Origin of the sequence: Streptomyces noursei, assembly GCF_001646665.1 — a bacterium.
GTDB lineage: Bacteria > Actinomycetota > Actinomycetes > Streptomycetales > Streptomycetaceae > Streptomyces > Streptomyces lavendulocolor.
Genome location: NZ_LWBU01000115.1, coordinates 21332 through 38267, shown reverse-complemented (window position 1 = coordinate 38267; position 16936 = coordinate 21332). Strand labels below are relative to the sequence as shown.

Sequence of the window (16936 nt, the reverse complement as noted above, 5' to 3'; positions counted from 1 at the left end):
GCACCCGAGGCATCCACGGCGGTGCCGGAGATGTCCGCGGCGGCACCGGAGACATCTGCGGTGGTACCCGTGGCGGCACCGGAGGCGTCCCCGGAGGCACCCGCGCCGGCCGCCGCCGTGCCCGAGGAGTACGGGCGCCCCGGCGGCCCCCCGGACGCCGGCGTCCCCGCCGGTACCGGTACCGACCCCGGCCCCGGTGCGACCGCGGCTCCCGCGTCCCGCGCGGGGTGGCTGCGCCACCCGGTCACGCTCGCGACCGGGCTCGCCGCGCTCACCCACGTCGTCTGGTTCTTCCTCTTCGCCAACAGCGGTGGCGACCTCGCCGCGCAGGACGCGTGGGCCGAGTTCGTCGGGCGGCACCCCGACTCCGCGTACAACCTCGCCTGGTACGGCGGGATGCACCCGGTGTCGTACAGCGTCGTGTCCCCGTACCTGATGTCGCTGCTCGGCGTGCGCACCACGATGATGATCGCCGGCACGGCGTCGGCCGCGCTGACCGCGCTGATCCTCGTGCGCGTCCGGGCGGTGCGCAATCCGCTCGCGTGCGCGCTCGCCGGGGTGTTCGCGTTCCTGTGCAACGCGCTGTCCGGCCGCGTCACGTTCGGCCTCGGCATGATGTTCGCGCTGGGCGCGGTGGCCGCCGTGTTCTGCTGGCCGTACCGGTGGCGCAGGAAACGGTGGGCCAAGGCCGCCGTCGCGGCGCCGCTCGCCGGGCTCGCCACCGCCGCGAGCCCGGTCGCCGGACTGTTCCTGGGCGTCGCGGCGGCGGCGCTGTTCCTCAACAAGCGGCGGCCCGGCGCGTACGCGCTCGGACTCGCGCCGGTCGCCGTCGTCGCCCTGTCGTCCTGGCTCTTCCCCTTCTCCGGTACGCAGCCGATGTCGTTCGCCTCGACGATGCTGCCGTTCGCGTTCGGGGTGCTCGTCCTCGTCCTCGTACCGCGCGACTGGCGCACGGTCCGCACCGCCGCCGCCGTGTACGCGCTCGGCACGCTCCTCACCTGGCTGATCGACTCCCAGATCGGGTCGAACGTGTCCCGGCTGCCGATGCTGTTCGCCGGTGTCGTCCTGCTGGCCGCGCTGCCGTACACCGCCCGCCGCACCCGCCGGTGGTACGCGCTGGTGCTCGCCTTCGCGGTGCTCAACGGGTGGATCGGGTTCAAGAGCGTCGACGACATCGTCCGTACCGCCCCGGACGCGTCCTGGGCGCGGGAGGCGGCCCCGCTGATCAACCAGCTCCAGCAACTGGGGGCGGAGACGGCGCGGGTGGAGGTCGTGCCGGCGCGCAGTCACCGGGAGGCGTCGGCGCTGACCCCGTACATCAACCTCGCCCGGGGCTGGAACCGCCAGGCGGACATGGAGCGCAACCCCGTCTTCTACGACGACACGCTCAACTCCGCCACCTACCGCGACTGGCTGCACCGCTGGGCCGTCCACTACGTGGTGCTGCCCAAGGGCGAGCCGGACACCGGCGCCGAGCAGGAGGCCGAGCTGGTCAAGGACGGCCAGCCGTACCTCCGCCCGGTGTGGTCCGACGCCAACTGGCGGCTGTTCGCGGTGGAGGACCCCACGCCGCTGGCCGATCCGCCGGCGACGGTGGTCCGGGCGGGCGCCGGTGAGGTGACGATCCGGGTGCGCACGGCGGGCCGGGTGCTGATCCGCGTCCCCTACTCGCCCTGGCTGGCGCTCCTCGACGAGGAGGGCAGGAAGGTCGAGCCGCCGGAGGAGACGGAGGCGTCGGTGCTCCGTGACGAGGAGCCCAGGTCCTTCGTCAACCTGCACGGTTGCCTGCTCAAGGCGGAGGAGGACCGGGAGGGCGACGAGTGGACGGAGCTGCTGGCGCCGAAGCCCGGGGTGTACCGGCTGGCCGCACCGTACAAGATCTTCCCGCGCGGCACGCCGTGCCCGGAGGAACTGCGCTGACCCTCACGGTTACCGCGAGTCGCGCTGCATAGTGGTCCGGCATGGCGAGCGTACGTACTGTCCTGGCAGCGGGCTCCGTCGTGGCCGCGGGCTGCCTGATCGCTTCGGTGCTGCTGCTGGGCGGTGACGCCCGCCCGGACACCGAACCCGTCGGCCGGCTGCCGGAGCGGAGCCTGCCGTCCCGCATCGCGCCGACGCGCCCGCCCGTGTACACGGTGTGGGCGGGGCCCGGTTGCGCGACCGACACCGGGTACCGCGAGGGCGGGCGGGTCGAGAACGGGACGGCGGGCTGGTACACGGTGCCGTCCGGCGGGTTCCGGGGCGGCGGCTGCGACGGCCGCTTCACCGCGCTGCCCATGTCCGGCAGCCCGGACCGGGACGGGACGGGCACGGCGACGTGGACCTGGCCGATCGGCGAGGACTACACCGAGTGCGCCCTCGCGGTGTACGTCCCCGAGGGCCCGAGGGACATCGATGTCGCCGGCGACCCGACGGTGTACCGGGTCCTCGCCGACCCGGACGACCCGTCGTCCACGTACGCGGCCTTCGGGGTGCTCCAGACCATCCACCGTGGCAGCCTCGTCCAGGTCGGCAAGTACCCGGTGAAGTCGCCCACCTTCGCGGTCCGCCTCACCGACCGGGGCCGCGACTGGGGCACCCGCTCCCTTGTCGGCGCCCACCACGCGGCCTCCCAACTGCGCCTCACCTGCCGGGCCTGACCCGCGGAACGCCCAGCCGCCGCGTCCGCCCCGGCTGCTCCGCGCCCCGGTCGCGGCGGTCGCCGGCTCCTCACGCACCGGCCGGGCCGGGCCCGTGGTCCGTGGGCCGGCGGCCCAGCGCGAGCCGCGTCACGCGCGGCCAGTCGGGCGCCACCCCGCCGCCGCGCGCCCGGCCCCGGCGGTGGCGCGGCACCCGGACCCTCAGGGCGCCCGGCGAGCTCCGGCACACGACGGGCGACGGCAGCACGACGTGCTCCCCGTCGATGCCGACCGGCAGGGTGTCCGCGTCGCCCTCGACGACGACCTCCCCGGCGTCCATCCGGAGCAGCGACCCGGAACGCGGCCCGCGCACCAGGCGAGCCGCCTGGGCGGCGCCGGTCACCCGCAGGCACACCACCCCGAGCAGTCCGGTGTCCAGGCGCGCCCGGCGGCCCGGGCGGGCCGCGTCGACCGCGCGCCCGTAGGGGTTGTTGCTGACGAGCAGGGCCTGGAGCCCGTCCACCCGGGTCCCGTCGGCGCGGGCACGCAGCGTGGGCGCGTCCTCGCCGGTCAGGAGCCCGGGGAGGGTGCGCAGGGTGGTGCGGGCCTTGGCGTCCCGGTAGGAGGGTTCGGTGACGATCGACGCGTACGTCCCGAACGAGGCGTTGTTGACGAAGACCCGGTCGGCGGCGTGACCGAGGTCGACGCGCAGCTCGACGGCGTCGGTGAGGGCCTCCAGGGCGGCCGCCGGGTCGTCGCGGTCCAGTCCGAGGTCCAGCGCGAAGTGGTTGCGGGTGCCCGCCGGGACGACCACGAACGGCAGGTCGTGGCGTGCCGCGACCTCGGCCACCAGTGCCTGGGTGCCGTCACCGCCCGCCACCCCCAGCAGGTCGGCCCCTTCGGCGACGGCGCGGCGGGCCAGTTCGACCACGTCCTGGCCGCCGTCGAGGAGCGTCACCCGGCAGCCCGCCGCCCGGGCCTTCTCCACCAGCCCGAAGCGGTCGACCTTGCCCCCGCCGGAGCGCGGGTTCATCACGATCCAGGGTGCGTGCGGCGCCTCGGTCACCGTCTCCGTCCGCGCGGTGCCGCCGGGGTCCAGGGCCGTACGGGCCGTCGTGACGGCCAGGGCCCACAGGGCCAGGGACACCAGCGCCGGCCACAGCATGCCGTACGCGGCGAACAGTGCGAGGACGGCGACGGGGGCCGCCACCGACAGGACCGCGCCGAGGGCGCGCAGCGGACCGGAGTGCGCCAGCACCCACCACACGCCCACGGCGGCGAGCGCCAGGCCCGCGACGCCGGCCGCCAGCCACAGCACGCTGCGCAGACCGGCGGCGACGAGCGGCACGAGCACGGAGGCCAGCAGGGCGAGCAGCGCGAGCCGCGCCCGTCCGGCACGGGGCGCGTGCCCGCTCGCGGTCCGCGCCCGGCGCCCCGCCGTTCCCCCATCACCTTCACGTCGGCCCACAGGTCGGCCCTCTCTCCCTGCTCACGCACCCGGCCCCCGCGCCCCCGCCCCCGCGCCCCCGCCCCCGAGCCCCGCCCCGGGCCCTCCGCCTTCCGCCTCCCGCCGGATCACTCGCGCGGCGGGCCCTCCTCCTCGTACGGGCCGAAGAGGCTGTCGCCCCGGACCACGCACAGGGCCCAGATGACGAGTCCCGAGAGGGCGATCATCACCATCGACCACACCGGGTAGTACGGCAGCGAGAGGAAGTTGGAGATGATGACCAGACCGGCGACGACCACCCCGGCGACGCGCGCCCAGGTGGAGATCCGGAGCAGTCCGAGGCCCACGACCATGGCGATCGCGCCCAGGACGAGGTGGATCCAGCCCCAGGTGGTCAGGTCGAAGGCGAACACGTAGTCCGGCGTCGTGACGAAGATGTCGTCCTCGGCGAGGGCCATGATGCTCCGGAAGACGGCGAGCACGCCGGCGACGAAGAGCATGACGGCGGCGAAGGCGGTCAGGCCGGTCGCCCAGTCCTGCCTGGCCGCGTGGGCCGGCCGGGTGTGCATGGCGGTCATGTCGTGCCACCTTTCGAGCAGAGAGGGGAGCGAGCGGCCTCAGTGGCCGGTGCGGTCCGGCTGCTGCGGACCGTGGCCCGCCAGGACCAGTTCCTTCGCCCTGCGGAACTCCTCGTCCGTGATGTCGCCCCGCTCGCGGATTTGCGAGAGCTTCGCCAGCTCGTCCGCGCTGCTGGGCCGGGCGCCGGTCGCGGTGTCCCTGATGTAGGACTTGAACTCCTCCTGCTGCGCGCGGGCCTGCGCGGCCTCCCTGCGTCCCATGTTCTTGCCCCGTGCGATCACGTAGACGAACACGCCCAGGAAGGGCAGCACGATGCAGAAGATCAGCCAGCCGGCCTTCGCCCAGCCGCTCATGGCGTCGTCACGGAAGATGTCCGCGATGATCCTGAAGAGCAGGACGAACCACAGGACCCACAGGAAGAACACGAGCATCGTCCAGAAGGCACTCAGCAGGGGGAAGTCGTACGCCAGATAGGTCTCCGCGCTCATGTCGGTCCTCCGTCCGGGAGACGCCCGCGGCCGTCTCCGTGCCGCTGCGGCAGCGTCCTCGTGCCGCCCTGCCAGCGTGCCCCCCCGCCGCCGCGGGCGTCCTCACCCCCTGAGGGTGAGCGGGTGCGGCAGGTGAACCCCGCCGGGGTGCGCCGCCGGCCGTGTCGCCGGCCGCGCTGCCGGCCCGCGTTCCGGCCGTGCTCCAGGGCCGTGCTCCCGGCCTCGTTCCGGCGTCTCAGCCGGGCCCCTCCCGGCGGACGCGTGCGGCGAGGCTCCGGTACCAGGAGGTGGAGGCGACGTACTCGCCGGCGGCGAGGCCCGAGACGGCCACCAGGAAGACGGCGATCAGCCAGGAGAGGAACGTGAACACGGGGCCCAGCGGGCCGAACTCGTCCAGGCTGCGCTCCATGGCCGTGGGCACCAGCAGGCGGGCGGCCCGGCTCAGCAGGACCGTGCCGGCGCCGGCCAGCAGCGCTCCCGGCAGCAGGCTCCGCCAGCCGATCCGGCCGCCCAGCAGCAGGTGCTGCGACCACCACCACAGCAGCGTCGCCGAGAGCAGGGACAGCACCAGCCCGGTCACCGGGCCGCCGCCGAACCCGCTGCGCAGCGGCGCCTGGAGCATGAGGAAGGCCAGCCAGACCACGAGCCAGAGCAGCCAGCGCCAGATCGCGGCCCGCACCGGTGCGCGCGGCACGTGCCAGCACCGCTCGCACACCGCCTGGAGGGCCCTGCTGAACGCCGTGGCCGACAGGAGCGTCACCACCACCCCCACGGCCCCGGCGGTGTTGCGGGGGGTCCCGGTCGCGTCGAAGACCCGGCGCATCTCGTCGAGGGTGTCGCCCCGCATCCCCAGGACCGCGCGGAGGGAGTCGGCCAGCAGGTCCTGCATCCACCCGGGCGCGAACGCCGCGACGGTCATCAGCAGCGGCAGCGCGGTGAGGAACGCCTGCGCGGCCAGCCGCACGGAGCCCTCCACGATGTTGAGCGCCGACAGCCGGGACAGCAGCCGGGCCGCGGTGCCCGACCGCAGCCCCGCGGCGAACCGCCCGGCGGCTCGCTCGCGGGGCCCGCGCCCGGCACGGGGTTTCCCGGCCATGGCTCACGGTGCCGCACTCACGGTGCCGCACTCACGGTGCCGCACTCACGGTGCCGCCGGGTCCGCTACCCGGTCCGGTACTCGGTCCGGTGCCCGGTCCGCCGCCCGGCCGGGAGCCCGGCCCGGTGCCCGGATCGGTCTCCGGTTCGGGGTCCCCGCCGGGTACCCGCGACGCCGCGGCGAGGATCGCCAGGAGGAGGACGACGACCAGGGCGACACCGAGGACGAGGGCCACCGCCGCGACCGTGGGGTGGTTCCACAGCAGCAGGACCAGGGCCGCCGCCGCGATGACGACACCGGTGGTCCACCCGCGGTGGTCCGCCAGCCAGCGACCCGTCCGCCCGGTGTTCGCCCCGGCACGCCCGAGCGCCCGGCCGGCGGCCCCGGTGCCCAGATCCGCCGCCCCGCGTACGGCACGGGCCGGGCGCCCGTGCCCGTACAGGTACGCGACCAGTGCCGTGACCACCGCGACGACCAGCAGCGTCCGCGCACTGTCGCGCAGGAACCGGAGGAACGTGTCGAAGATCGCCGCGGCCGCGTCGGCCGGCAGCGCCTCGGGCGGCACCGAGTCCAGATAGACCCGGCGCACCACGGCCAGCGCGACCAGCAGCACCACCATCATCACGCCCACACCCGCCGCGGTGATCATCAGCATCACCCGGTGCGCGGGAGCCGTCCACACCGCCAGCGCGGCGAGCACGACGGTCAGTACGGGCAGCCAGACGCCGAGGACGTCCAGCAGCCGCATGGCGTCCTGGGCCTTGCCCAGTTCCTCCGACTGGAACAGCGTGACCGTACGGTCGGTGTCCGGGATGGCGGACGCCTTCTCGAAGCCCGCGGCGACGAGCCGCTCCCGGGCCTGGTCGACGACCTCGCCCACGTCCAGCACGACCGCTCCGTCCTCGGCGCGCAGCGCACCCCGGCCGTCCCCGGTCAGCATGGTCACCACGGCGGCGTGCGACCGCCGGTTGGCGCCCTCCCAGGCCTGCTGGAAGCGGTCACTGGTGATCACTCCGCTGATCGTGCGGTCCACGACGGTCCTCACCGCGTTCTGCAGCGGGGCGGTCAGGGCACCGGCGCCCTCCACGACACGGGGTGGTGCCCCGGCGTCCGTGAGCGCCGCGGCGAGGGCGTCCGTCACCGCCTTCACGTCCACCTGCGCCACCACGCGGTCCGTGAGCCGGTTGATCACGGCCTCCTGCACGGGTGGCTCGGACGCCAGCGGCGCGACGGTCTCCACGTACCGGTCGGTGTCGGAGACCGTGTCCTGGACCCAGGCCGCGACGACGGCCAGCGGCGCGAGCAGCAGGGTCAGCAGGAGCAGCACCGACGAGCCCGCCCTGCGCACCCGCCGGTGGCGCGTGGAGGCGTGACGGCGCAACCGTTCGTACTCGGCGCGCTCGCCGGCGGTCAGGGTGTGGGGCGGGTTCCCGGCTCCGCCGGGGCCGGTGGTCGGTCCGGGGTCGGTGGTCGGCTTCATGCGGTCTCCTCGGCCGGTGTCACACGTGTCGGGTCGCCGGGGTGGGCGGGTGCGGCCCGGATGCGCGCGTCCTCGTGAGCGCGGACCGCCACGCCAGGGCGGCCACGGCCTCGGCCAGGCCGAGCAGGACGAGCCACAGGCCGAGCAGCCGGGTCAGGGCACGGGCGGATTCGGTCGGTACGGCCAGGACGACGACGCCGGCCACGATGCCGAGCACCGCGACGCCCAGGACGACACCGCGGTGCGGGAGGTTCTCGGTGGTGAGGGCCGCGTACAGGGTGAGGATGCCGGACACCAGCCAGACGGCCCCGACCACCAGCGAGAGCGCGGCGATCGTCTGCAGCGGGTTGCGCAGGCACAGCACCCCGGCCAGGACGTACAGCACGGCCAGCAGGAGCCCCGGCAGCCGGTCGTGGCCCTTGCGGGAGAAGGCGGCCACGAACCGGAAGGCACCGTTCACCAGTAGGTACAGGCCGATGAGGACGGCCAGCACGTGCAGCGTCGCCTCCGGCCAGACCAGCACGAGCACACCCGGCACCAGCGTCGCCACGGCGGAGCCCAGGAGCCAGGGCCAGGAGCCGCCGAGCCGCGCGAGCGCGTAGACGCCGGCGGTGTCGCCGGAGGGGCCGCCGGGGCCGCCGGGGTCACCGAGGGGCCCGCCTCCGGTCCCGCCGGGCGCCGTCGCGCCGGGCCGGTGTTCCCGCCCGGTACGTGATTCCGGACCATATGGCGCGGTCATGGCTTCTCCTCGGGTGGACGAACACCCGCGGCCCGCACGGGGGAAGGTGCGCGGTGCCGGAGGCGTACGTACGGGATCCGACCGTTCCAGCGTCACGCCCGTCACGGGCGCCGTGGTCACCTCCTGCGGGTGATCCGCGGGCCGCGCGCGGGGCGCCCGCCGCCCGCCGGGCCCTTGGCCGTCGTCAGTGCGTAAGAACGATCTTCAAGGCGACGATCAGCAGGCCGAGCAGGAGATTCACCGAGGCGGTGACGGCCATCAACCGCCGGGTGGCGCCGGCGCGGCGTGCCGCCGCCACCGACCACCCCACCTGGCCGACCACGGCGACAGCGAGCGCCAGCCAGAGGGCACCGAGCACGTCGAGGCCGAAGAGCGGACTGAGGGCCACCGCGGCGGCCGGCGGCACGGCGGCCTTGACGATCGGCCACTCCTCGCGGCACACGCGCAGCACGACCCGGCGGTCCGGCGCCTGCCGCGCGAGCCGCGCCCCGAACAGCTGGGCGTGCACGTGCGCGACCCAGAACACCAGGCCGGTGAGCAACAGCAGCAGCACCAGCTCGACGCGCGGGAAGTCGCCCAGGCTGCCGGCGCCGATCACCACGGAGGCGGCCAGCATCGACCCGTAGACACCGCCCGTGTAGTCCGCGTGGGCACGGCGCTCGGCGCGGCGTTCCCGGCGCCGATCGGTGGCACCCGTCCTCGTCGTGGACACCGCTCACTCCTCCCGGGCTCCGGCCCGACCGCCGGGGTCCGCACCCGCCGTACCGGCGCCGTCCGGACCCCGCGGCCGTCCGCGTCCCGGGGCGGCCGGAAGGTGCGGGGTGACCAGGAAACCGGCGAGCGCGACGCCGCCGGTGGCCAGGATCGCCGCCTTCAGACCGTCCAGCTGCGCGGCGGCGTAGGAGTCCGCGACCGCGTCGACCTCGGCCGGCGGGAGCCCCGCGCGGGTGGCCGCCGCACGCACCTGGTCGGTGGGGACGAAGGTGACCCCGGCCTCCAGGGCGACACCGACCTGCGCCCGGGTCTGTTCGGACAACCGGGCGTCGTCCTCGACCTGCGTGGTGAAGGCGTGGGCGAGCGCGCCGATGAGGATCGACCCGATGAGCGCGGTGCCAAGGGCCGATCCGAGGTTCTGCGCGGTGAACTGGAGCCCCCCGGCCTCGCTGCGCTCCTCCTCGCCGACGCTCGTCTGCACCACGTTGCCCAGCTGCGAGGCGAGCAGGCCGACCCCCACGCCCAGCAGGCCCATCGCTCCGGCGAACTGCGCGTCGTCGATGACCGGGTCCACGGTGGCCAGTAGCCACACCACGGCCGCCGTCACGGTCGCCAGCGCCAGCCGGACCACCCTGCGCGGCCCCCACACCCGCCCCAGCGACGAGGCGCCCAGCGAGGTCAACAGCATGGTGGCGGACACCGGGAGCAGGCGCAGACCCGTCTCGAAGGCGTCGAAGCCCTGCACGACCTGGAGGTAGAGGGGGATGGCGAAGAACAGTCCCAGCAGGATGAGGTTCTGGTTCAGCAGGGTCATCAGGCCGGACCGCAGCGCCGGCCTGCGCAGCAGGGAGAGGTGCACGAGGGGGTCGAGGCCCCGGGCCTCCCGGTGCCGCTCCCAGGACCGGAAGACGGCCAGGACGGCGACCCCGGCGCCCACGACGAAGAGGGTCGGGGCGAAGCCCAGGACGGTGAAGGGCGGGTTGCGGGGCTGTACCCATCCCCAGGTGCTGCTCTGCAGTACACCGAGCACGCCCAGCGCCAGCCCGGTGGCGGAGAGCACCGCGCCGACCACGTCGAGCCGGGGGCGCGAGCCGGCCGGGGCGGGCGTCGGGATCACCCGGCGGCACAGCAGGATGGCGAGGACCACCACGACCTCGCCGGCGAACACCAGCCGCCAGGACAGGTACGTCGTCACCCAGCCGCCCAGCAGCGGCCCGACCGCGATCCCGGCGCCGGCGAGCCCGCCGATGACCGCGTACGCCACGGCCCGGTCCCGCCCGCGGTAGGACTCGGCGACCAGCGCCGCCATCGCCGGCAGCACCATGGCGGCCCCGAGCCCCTCGATGACCGACCAGCCCAGCGCCAGGACCCACAGGGAGGGCGAGGCGGCGGTCAGGGCCGACCCGACGGCGTAGACGACGAGCCCGAGGAGGAACATCCGGCGCCGTCCCAGGATGTCCCCGAACCGGCCACCGATGATCATGAACGCGGCCATGACCAGCGCGTACAGGGTGATGACGGCCTGGATCGCGGTGACTTCCGTGTCGAAGTCCTCGACCAGCTGGCTGATGGACACGTTCATGACGGAGGTGTCGAGAACCATCAGGAACTGTGCCGCGCCCAGGGCGATCAGTGCCCGCCAGTGCTTCACACGCCCACCTCGTCCCGTCGGCCGGAGACGGCGGGCGCGCCACGAGCCGGAAGCCCGGCCGGCACACGCCCCGCCGTACCTCCACTGGAACCGACGCTCGGGGCTCCCGCCTCACCCGTACCGGGGGAAGGGCCGGTACGGAGGGCGTCGCCCCGTACCGGTCCTTCCTCGGCGTCCGCGTCCGCGTCCGCGTCCGGGACCGTGACCTTGGCGCAGGTGCTGGTGACCTTGGCGTTGCGGGTCTGTTCGACCGGGTCCTGGTGCTCGACCGGGCGAGCGGCCCCCCGTCCCGGCGGAAGGGGGGTGCCGGCACAGCGGCGGTTCGTGCCGGCCGCCACGACGCCCCGCCCTGCGGGCGGACGGCGCCCGGCGGGGGCGGTCGCGTCGGCGGTCCAGCGGATCAGGCGTCGGGGTTCACGCCCCCGACGGTCTTCTTCAGCCGGTCGATCTGGAGCTTGGCGAGGTCGTTGTAGTTCGGCTTCTCCACGAACGTGCCGTCGCCGTTCACCACGGCGACGACGCTGCCGACCCGCATCATGACCACGGTGTCGCCGTCGGAGTCCTCGAAGGCCTCGGTCTCCTCGGCGCCCGCGGTGATCTGCACCGCCTTGGCCTTCTGCCCGTCCTTCTCGGCCTTGCCGCGCTCCTCGGCGACCATGGCCTTGTACGTGGCTCTGGCGTCGTCCGGGCTCTGGAAGGCCAGGAGGCCGAAGACGACCTCACCGTCGTACTCGGAGCTGTCGCCCCGGCCGCTGTCGTCCGTGTCGAAGTCGGTGCCGCCCATGCTCAGCAGCCCGCCGCAGTTGGACTCGGTCGATTCGGCGCACGCCTCGACGGCCTCGTCGCCGACCTCGACCTCGATGTCGTCGCCCTCGAAGCCCTTGGGGGCGCTCGCCTTGCTGGGGAGGGCGGTACGGACCATGTCCGGCGTCAGCGTGACCGGGGGCCTGTCGCCGTCCCCGCGGAAGGCGTCCAGACCGTCGTCCGAACCACCACACGCCGTCAGTGCGGCCATCAGCACCACTCCGGCCAGTGTCCCCCGTGCCGTCTTGCTCAACGTCAACCCCTCAAGATCATTGCTATTTGACGTGGACACTTAAGCGCATGAGGGCTGAGCGCACCAAATGCGAGCCGCTCATTGCCTGTTGCCGGCGAGGGGAAGCCGGCCGGGCGGGAGCCTCTCCGGCCGTCGCCTTCGACCGGTACGTCGGTCCCGGCTACGCAGACACCGTCGTCTTGAGCCAGTCGTCGACCGTGAGGACATCCGCCCACAGGGGGAACAGCCGCTCGACGAGGACCCGATGGACCTCGGGGTCGGTGTCCAGGCAGGCGTCGGAGAGGACGGTGAGACCGAAGTCCAGGTCGTTGGCGTGGCACAGGGTGGACAGCACCACGGCGCTGGTGGCGATACCGGTGAGCACGAGGCTGTCGATACCGCGTGCCCTCAGCACCACGTCGAGATCGCTGCCCGAGAACGCGCTCGCCCGCCTCTTGGTGACCACCACGTCGCCCGGCCGGGGCGCGACCTCGGGGTGGATCTCGGTGCCCGGGGCGCCTTCGACATGGAGGCCGGCCCGTGCGACGGCGGCGAGAGCTCTGTTACGGGTGCCGACCTCCGGGAAGCCGGGACGTAACGCGATCACCACGTAGATCACGGGGATGCCGGCCGCCCGGGCCCCGTCGATCGCCCTGCGCAGGCGCGGCAGGTACCCGGAGCCGTCGTCGGTGATGTCCACGATCGCCTGCTGGACGTCCATCACGAGAAGGGCGCTGCTCATGTCGTCTCCGAAGTCGGTACGGCGTCGAACCGATCTGAACTCCCCGCCACCCCGGGCGGCTTGGTGTCTCCGCCGGGCAGGGTAGGACGGAGTCCGGCGCTCAGTCGACGGTTCGAGCGGCAGCGCACCGGTGGCCTGCACATGCCGCCCCGCACCGGGCCGTCCTCACGCATCGCTCAGGCGCTGCCGGGCGCTGAGCAGCGCGTGGTCAGACCTGTCCGAGGTCGATCTCCACCGGGAACGGGGCCGCTACCTTGAGGACGCCGGTGAACACGTCTCCGTCCCGGTAGGTCTGCGTAGCGGGGTCGAGAACGTAGGTGTACACGAGAGGAACGCCCGTCGCGGCCTGCTCGATCCGCCAGTAGAAGCCGATGCCTGCCTTGGCGTACTGGTCGACCTTCACGATCCGGTCGGTGGTCTCCGAGCCTGAAGACACCACCTCCGCCACCAGCAAGGCCCCGGACCATGATCGGTCCGGGGCCTTTTGGCTGGTGCCCCCGGCAGGATTCGAACCTGCGACACCCGCTTTAGGAGAGCGGTGCTCTATCCCCTGAGCTACGGAGGCGGGATCGGCGGGCGCCTGTGCGGGACGTTCACGGCGTGAGCCTTGGTCCCGGACACGTCGGCCCACTGGTCCAGCGGCGTGCCGGTGGTCTGGCGCGCCGCCCGTCAGTGTAGCGGGTGGGCATGTGCGGGCGGGGGGGTTACCCCGCCCGGCGTCGCGGGGGACAGGTGCGTGCCTGGCGGGACCCCTGCCGAGGGGTTTCGCCGAGTTGTCGTACTCACCGTTCGTCACCATGCGCTTTCTGGTAGTTGTTTCCGTGGGGTACGGGCACATGCCCGTGGCGGTGTTCCCCGGCACCGCAGGGAGGACGCACATGAGCACCACCACTCGGGACGAGGTCCTCGCCGGCGAGCAGCGGGCGGTGGATCACGCGTACGACTGCTACACCGCGAAGCTGGCCGAACTGAGCGGCACCTCGGCCGCCACCGCCTCGGCGAGCGGCAAGGACGGGATCGCCAACCGGGCCGAGGCGGAGGCGCGCGCCGAGGCCTACGGAGGGCTCGGCGACGAGGCGCTGGTGTTCGCCCGCGTCGACGCGCCGGAGGACCCGGGCGGGGATCCCCGCCCCTGGTACATCGGGCGTCGCGGCGTTCACGACGCCTCGCACGAGCCGGTGGTCCTGCTGTGGACCAGCCCCCTGGCGAAGAAGTGGATCGAAACCCGCCCCGGGAGTCCGGGCGAGGTGGTCCTGCGACGGCAACTGCGCTGTGTGCAGCGGGTCGTCGAGGGCTACTTCGACGAGATCTCCCCGCCCGCGCCCGAGCCGGCTTCCGTCCCCGAGCCCGCTCCCGTGCCCTCGGCCGCACCGGGGACCGCCGCCGTACCGCCGCCCCGCAAGGCCGCCGACGACCGTGCGGCGGAAGGAGAGGACGCGGCCGCCGGCCCGGACCGCACGCCGGCCCCCACGCCCGGCGATGTCGTACGACACCAGCGGCGGAAGGCGCTCCAGCCCGACGACTTCCTGCTGCGGGAGCTCCAGCGGTCGCGCGGCGGCCGGATGCGGGACATCGTCGAGACCATCCGCCGCGACCAGATGGAGCTGGTCACCGGCTCGCCCGCGGACATCCTCGTCGTGCAGGGCGGCCCCGGCACCGGCAAGTCGGCGGTCGGTCTCCACCGGGTGACCTGGCTCGTCAACAACGAGCACTTCAAGGCCCAGGACATCCTCGTCATCGGCCCCCACCAGCGGTTCCTCGACTACGTCGGCCAGGTCCTCCCCACCCTCGGCACCCGGGACGTCAACGCCGTCCAGCTGGACCGTCTGTGGGAGGGCGAGATCCTCGGTACCGACTCCCCGAAGGCGCGGCTCGTGAAGTCGGACGACCGCATGGCGGCCGTGCTGCGGCGCCGTGTCGGGAGCGACTACCGCCCTGAGGCTCTCGACGCCCTCACCGCCGTCCCCTCGTTCGAGGGCGACGAACCCGGGATCGTCGTCAACGCCGGCAGTACGACCCTCCGCGTGCCGAAGTCCGAGGTCCTCGCCCTCCTGGACCAGGCCCACGCCGGTGACGGGCCCTTCCGCGAGCGGCGCGACCGTTTCCGCGGCCTCTTCGTCGACCGGCTCCTCCAGGAGCTCGCCGACGTCGCGCCGCGCCGCGGGCAGGCCGGCACGATCCGCCGCGACCTGGAGCGCAACCGCCGGGTCGAGCGCCTCGTCGAACGCGTCTGGCCGTCCCCCGGGCCCCGGGAGGCTTTGCGCAGCCTCTACGACTCGGCCGACCTTCTGCGCCGGTGCGCCGACGGCATTCTCGACGAGGACGAGCAGGCGGCTCTGCTGCGGCCCCGCGCCGCCAGCGCCGACGCCGACCCGTGGACCCTCGACGACCACGTCTGCCTCGAGGAGCTCGGCGTGCTGATCAGCGGCGACACCCCGCCGCGATACGGCCACATCGTCGTCGACGAGGCCCAGGACCTCACTCCCATGCAGGCCCGCTCCCTGCGACGGCGCTGTGCCGCGGGCGGCTCCATGACCGTCCTGGGCGACCTCGCTCAGGCGACGGGCGCCCACATCCCGACGAGCTGGGACCTGCTCGGCGCACTCCTCTCCGACCACGGCGACTGGAGCGTGGCCCGGCTCGACACCAGCTACCGCGTCCCCGCCGAGATCATGGACTTCGTCGCCCCTCTCGCACGGACGGTCGCTCCCGCCCTGCCGTACCCGAAGGCCGTCCGGGAAGCGGGAGCGGACGCCGTACGGACCGTGGCGACCGAGCCGTGGAAGCTGCTGGACGACACCGTCGCCCACGTGGCCCGGCTGGTGGACACCAGCGACGGCAGCACCCCCCGGTCCGTGGCCGTCATCGTTCCCGACGACTCGGACTGGCTCGACGCGATCAGCCGCAGGGTCGGCGAGGGGGGCGACATCGGTGAGCGGGGCCGCGAGGCCGTCTCCGTGCTGGCCGCCGCTCAGGTCAAGGGCATGGAGTACGACCACGTCCTGGTCGTCGAGCCCACCACGATCGCCGACCGCGGCCCCGCGGGGCTGCGCCAGTTGTACGTGGCCCTCACCCGCAGCACCCAGAGCCTGACCGTCCTGCACACCGCCCCGCTGCCGGAAGCGCTCACCCGCGCCGCGGACGACCGGCCCCCGGTGGTGCCGGATGCCCGGACGGAGGGCGACGGGGGCGGAAGCGTTCCCCGGATCGGTACCGACGTCCGGGTCGAGGTCGTGGACCGGGCGCCGGGCGGTCGCTACAAGGTCAGGCCGTTGGCGCCGGTGATCGACCGGCCGCTCGTCCTCACCGTCCGCCACGGGTCGGTTCCCCCGCTGCGGGGCGAGAAGCTGGACTGCTGGGTGTTCGCCAACGAGACGACCCAGACGGTGCTCACCGCCGACCAGCGCGGCCGGTCGCCCGTCTCGGAGCGGATGGCGGGGCGCTACCTCGCCGCACTGGACGTTCTCGCGGAGCTGACCGGGAGCGACGGTGACGTTCCCGACGCCCGCGGCCGTCTGTCCGAACTCCAGGGCATGGCCAACCGCGTTCTCCGGCGGGACCAGGCCGACTGGGTCGACGTGCTTCATCTGTTCGGCGACCCGGACAGACAACGGCTCGGAGTCCTTCGGGACCTCGCCGCCACGACCAACCGCGCGCTCAAGGAGGGCACGTTCGACGTGGGCCGGCTCGTGGAGGATCTGGCGGCTTCCGGCTGGTCGGACCTCCTCGCCGAAGCGGGGCGGGAGCTCCGGGCGCGCTTCGGTCCGGCGCTGGACCCGAACCCTCACGGCCCGGTCCCCGGCGCCCCGACGCAACCCGACCAGAAGGAAGACGTACGGATGACCACTGCGGACACGGCCGAGACACCGGCTGCGACCACCAAGGACGGCTTCCTTCGCGAACTGGAGACGGCCGCCGGCGCCGACCGCGCGTGCAAGAAGCACGAAGCGGTCCGGCACGCCCTGAAGGCGTCACTCCTCTGGGCGGACCTCCAGCCGACCGACTCGGCGATCGTCGACGTCAGCTGCGTCACCCGGCATGGTCTCTTCCTCTACGAGGCGCTGGGCGCGGGCCGCTCCACCTATGCGGACCTGCGATCGGGCGCGACCCGCCTGCTGGAGATCAACCACACGCTGCCCACGCCGGCCGACAGCCTGTACCTCGTTCTCTCCGAGCCGCCCGCGGAGGACTGGTCGGCGGACACGATCCGCGACGTCTTCCGGGTCGACGTCATCTGGCGCGGTCCGACCGGCTGGGGCGGCGAGACCGCGGACACCGCGTTCGGCCTCTCCCCGTGAGCGACGAACGGGAACCTTGGGCCGGTTCACCCGCGCAGGAGGTGATGC

The 16936-nt window shown here is 73.9% G+C and carries 15 protein-coding genes and 1 tRNA gene; 3 read left to right on the top strand and 13 right to left on the bottom strand.

The genetic code is table 11. The annotated features are described in order from the left end of the window. Positions 1 to 30: 30 nt before the first annotated feature. A complete protein-coding gene (locus A4V12_RS11430; RefSeq protein WP_079136980.1) occupies positions 31 to 1920 on the top strand; it encodes an MFS transporter in 1890 nt (629 codons plus the stop codon). A 41-nt stretch (positions 1921 to 1961) separates the two neighbouring features. After that, the gene (locus A4V12_RS11425; protein ID WP_234372143.1) at positions 1962 to 2639 is read left to right on the top strand and encodes an adhesin; all 678 of its coding nucleotides are present in this window, start codon (positions 1962 to 1964) and stop codon (positions 2637 to 2639) included. Between the two features lie 70 nt (positions 2640 to 2709). On the opposite strand, the gene A4V12_RS11420 is transcribed toward A4V12_RS11425, so the two are convergent. From A4V12_RS11420 to A4V12_RS11360, 13 genes are all read right to left on the bottom strand, one after another. Beyond that, the gene (locus tag A4V12_RS11420) at positions 2710 to 4086 is read right to left on the bottom strand and encodes a diacylglycerol/lipid kinase family protein (RefSeq protein WP_079136979.1); all 1377 of its coding nucleotides are present in this window, start codon (positions 4084 to 4086) and stop codon (positions 2710 to 2712) included. A 107-nt stretch (positions 4087 to 4193) separates the two neighbouring features. Beyond that, positions 4194 to 4643, bottom strand: coding sequence for a DUF7144 family membrane protein (locus A4V12_RS11415; RefSeq protein WP_064069182.1), 450 nt, complete (start codon positions 4641 to 4643; stop codon positions 4194 to 4196). 39 nt (positions 4644 to 4682) lie between these two features. Further along, a complete protein-coding gene (locus tag A4V12_RS11410) occupies positions 4683 to 5132 on the bottom strand; it encodes an SHOCT domain-containing protein (protein WP_064069181.1) in 450 nt (149 codons plus the stop codon). A gap of 235 nt (positions 5133 to 5367) precedes the next feature. After that, on the bottom strand, positions 5368 to 6228 hold the full coding sequence (locus tag A4V12_RS11405) for a YhjD/YihY/BrkB family envelope integrity protein (RefSeq protein ID WP_064069180.1): 861 nt from the start codon (positions 6226 to 6228) through the stop codon (positions 5368 to 5370). A 31-nt stretch (positions 6229 to 6259) separates the two neighbouring features. Further along, the gene (locus A4V12_RS11400) at positions 6260 to 7708 is read right to left on the bottom strand and encodes a hypothetical protein (protein WP_234372142.1); all 1449 of its coding nucleotides are present in this window, start codon (positions 7706 to 7708) and stop codon (positions 6260 to 6262) included. 19 nt (positions 7709 to 7727) lie between these two features. Next, the gene (locus A4V12_RS11395) at positions 7728 to 8447 is read right to left on the bottom strand and encodes an HdeD family acid-resistance protein (RefSeq protein ID WP_064069179.1); all 720 of its coding nucleotides are present in this window, start codon (positions 8445 to 8447) and stop codon (positions 7728 to 7730) included. A 184-nt stretch (positions 8448 to 8631) separates the two neighbouring features. Beyond that, a complete protein-coding gene (locus A4V12_RS11390) occupies positions 8632 to 9159 on the bottom strand; it encodes a hypothetical protein (protein ID WP_064069178.1) in 528 nt (175 codons plus the stop codon). Between the two features lie 3 nt (positions 9160 to 9162). Continuing rightward, entirely contained in the window at positions 9163 to 10812 is a 1650-nt protein-coding gene (locus A4V12_RS11385) for an MFS transporter (protein ID WP_064069177.1), read from the bottom strand. After that, positions 10809 to 11150, bottom strand: a complete 342-nt coding sequence (locus A4V12_RS11380) for a hypothetical protein (protein ID WP_064069176.1) — start codon at positions 11148 to 11150, stop codon at positions 10809 to 10811. Before A4V12_RS11380 ends, A4V12_RS11385 begins: the two co-directional genes overlap by 4 nt. A 62-nt stretch (positions 11151 to 11212) precedes the next feature. Then, positions 11213 to 11869: a hypothetical protein gene (locus A4V12_RS11375; protein ID WP_159028853.1), complete on the bottom strand. Its 657-nt coding sequence runs from the start codon at positions 11867 to 11869 to the stop codon at positions 11213 to 11215. Positions 11870 to 12029: 160 nt separating this feature from the next. Beyond that, positions 12030 to 12590, bottom strand: coding sequence for a cysteine hydrolase family protein (locus tag A4V12_RS11370; RefSeq protein WP_064069174.1), 561 nt, complete (start codon positions 12588 to 12590; stop codon positions 12030 to 12032). A gap of 208 nt (positions 12591 to 12798) precedes the next feature. Further along, positions 12799 to 13029, bottom strand: a complete 231-nt coding sequence (locus A4V12_RS11365; RefSeq protein ID WP_159028852.1) for a hypothetical protein — start codon at positions 13027 to 13029, stop codon at positions 12799 to 12801. A gap of 50 nt (positions 13030 to 13079) precedes the next feature. Further along, positions 13080 to 13155, bottom strand: a tRNA-Arg gene (locus A4V12_RS11360). A 313-nt stretch (positions 13156 to 13468) separates the two neighbouring features. Between A4V12_RS11360 and A4V12_RS11355 the strand changes: the two genes are divergently transcribed. Beyond that, entirely contained in the window at positions 13469 to 16888 is a 3420-nt protein-coding gene (locus A4V12_RS11355; protein ID WP_064069173.1) for an ATP-binding domain-containing protein, read from the top strand. Positions 16889 to 16936: the final 48 nt, after the last annotated feature.